The sequence below is a fragment of the Microcystis sp. M49636_WE2 genome (assembly GCF_030065375.1).
In the GTDB taxonomy this organism is placed as follows: domain Bacteria; phylum Cyanobacteriota; class Cyanobacteriia; order Cyanobacteriales; family Microcystaceae; genus Microcystis; species Microcystis aeruginosa_C.
The window spans coordinates 1-2,524 of record NZ_JASJFG010000949.1; the positions used below are offsets into that span (position 1 = coordinate 1).

Consider the following 2,524-nt stretch of genomic DNA (forward strand, 5'->3'; position numbering starts at 1 on the left):
ACCCAAAGGTAAAGGAAATTTAAACCGCTCATAGTTATCTATATTTTTTCTAATTCCTACGATAAAAACTCTCTCGCGATTCTGGGGTAAACCAAAATCGTAGGCATTTAATAACTGCCAGTAAACTTGATAACCACAGCTAGTTAATTCATCGATAATTAACTCTAAATTCTCCCGATTGCGAGGACTAGCTAAACCACTGACATTCTCGAAAATAAAGCTTTTGGGTTGACTTTTCTGGACTAATTTAATCACATCAAACCAGAGTTTTCCCCGGGGATCTTCAAATCCCCGTAAACATCCCGCCACCGACCAAGGTTGACAGGGAACGCCGCCGACAATAAGATCGAGATTATCGGGTAAATTGCTGATTTTACTCACATCTCCGAAAGCAATTTCATCGCTGTTGAGATAGCTAATAAAATTCTGTTGATAAACTTGGATGGCCTGTTTATCAATTTCTGAATAACCTAAACAACGTCCTCCCAATTTCTCCAAAGCGATTCTAAACCCACCGATTCCCGCAAATAAATCGACAAAACGATACTGGGGATGGGTGATAACTAGATGTAGGGGTAATTGGGGTTGTGTGCTGACTTTAACTGTGGTTTTCAAGGGTAAATAATTCCTTTTCACCGTCTGGGAAGATGCCTATATGTACTAAATATTTTAGTATAACTTAAGAGTTTTTTTCTAGAGATATCCTCTCCTGCAAATTTCCTGTCTTGAAAGAGGGTGTAGGGTGTGGGGTATAGGGTGTAGGGAAGGACACCTCTTTCATCTCTGGTGGTGAAAATTTTTTCATCGAGACTGACTCCTCACTAACTACGACAATTTTTGATTTTTGCAGCAGCTCTATCGAGTCTAGGAATACTCGTAGTCTTCGATAATGTGGAGAAGTCGCATAGCTGAACTACAGGATTCTTCTAAAATTTCCTGTTTCTCCTGAGAATCATCGATTAAATCTTCAGATACCAGACGCAGAGAACCTAAAAGACTATTAAGACTGCTTCTCGCTTCGTAGGATAAATAAGCTTTTCTTTTTTGCTCATCTTCCCTATTCTTAGAGTCGGCCTCTTTGCTATCACTAAATTGCAGAGCGTGTAAACGGGCATAATGACCGCCTTGAGCTAATAATTCCTCGTGATTGCCGATTTCTGCCACTTTTCCTTTGTCCAGCACCACAATTTGATAGGCTTTTTGAACAGTGGAAAGACGGTGAGCGATCACAAGAGTAGTACGCTCGCGACAGAGTTCATCGATCGCTTCCTGTACTAAACGCTCAGAAATTGTATCCAAAGCACTGGTAGCTTCATCAAGAATGAGAATATCCGGATCTCGCAGTAAGGCACGAGCGATCGCTAATCTTTGTTTTTGTCCTCCCGAAAGTCTCACTCCCCGATCGCCAATTTCCGTATCCAGTCCTTCCGGCAGTTTGGAGATAAACTCGTAGGCATTCGCCCTTTTTGTCGCTGCTACAATTTCTGCATCACTAACATCGGTTAATCCGTAGGCAATATTAAAACGGAGAGAATTATTAAAGAGAAAAGTATCTTGACTGACTATTCCCATGGCTTTTCTCAGAGATTTGACCTCATAATCGCGTAAATCTTGACCGTCAAAAAGAATCCTCCCGGCTGTAGGATCATAAAAGCGTGGTAATAAATCAGCAATTGTCGATTTTCCCGCCCCCGAAGCACCAACAAGAGCGATCATTTTTCCTTTTGGAATCCAAAGATCGATGCCCTTGAGAACTAATTCTTGATGACCGGGATAGGAAAATTGGACGTTATCAAAATGAATACCTGTCTCTAATCTTTGATAGGGAATAGAGCCATTGCTCATAAATGGTTTATTATCTCGAATGAGAAAATCCGCTACCACCTCTACTGCGGAAACATCACCCAATAGACTACTCCTAGCACTGTTAATCTGACCAACTATCGGCAGGGCCCGGAAAAGTACATAGAGATAGGTCAATAAAATCGTCGCTAAAGCTTGCAGTTGTTCATTAAAAAGATAACGACCAGCAATGATAATTAAAGCAATAATAATTACCCCACCGATCTCATTGAGCGGAGCGATTACAGCATTATTAGTCTGGGCATCTAAACCCGCTTTCTCCCGGGCTTCTATATCTTCCACAATAGATTCTAATTCGTATCTTTCATTGCCTACCGCTTTAATTAGACGAATTCCCGTTAATAGTTCCAACAGTTTATTAGTTTGCTGTTTAGCCGTTACGGTGATAATCTCTCCAAACTTTTTTGCTCTCTTGACAAAGTATTGATTAAGCAGACCTAAAAGGCCTCCCAAAACACTAGAAAGAATAGTTAATTGCCAAGAAATTGATAATAAAATAGCCAAGTACATGAAAGCTGTGGCGATAATCTTAATCAGGTTTATGTAATTTCTAATTGATGCTACAGCCCGATTAATCTCCGACATGAAACGATTAAAAATATCTCCTATTTTACTTTTTACATAATAATCTATATCCACTTCTAGCAGCAGAATAACTGAA

2 protein-coding genes are annotated in these 2,524 nt (G+C 40.1%); both read right to left on the reverse strand.

Going from position 1 to position 2,524, the window contains the following annotated elements; translation table 11 throughout:
- The coding region (locus PX484_RS21835; RefSeq protein WP_288105471.1) for a DNA cytosine methyltransferase at window positions 1-615 on the reverse strand (615 nt) is incomplete at its 3' end.
- Window positions 616-864: 249 nt separating this feature from the next.
- A partial coding sequence (locus PX484_RS21840; RefSeq protein ID WP_288105470.1) for an ABC transporter ATP-binding protein occupies window positions 865-2,524 on the reverse strand: 1,660 nt, incomplete at its 5' end.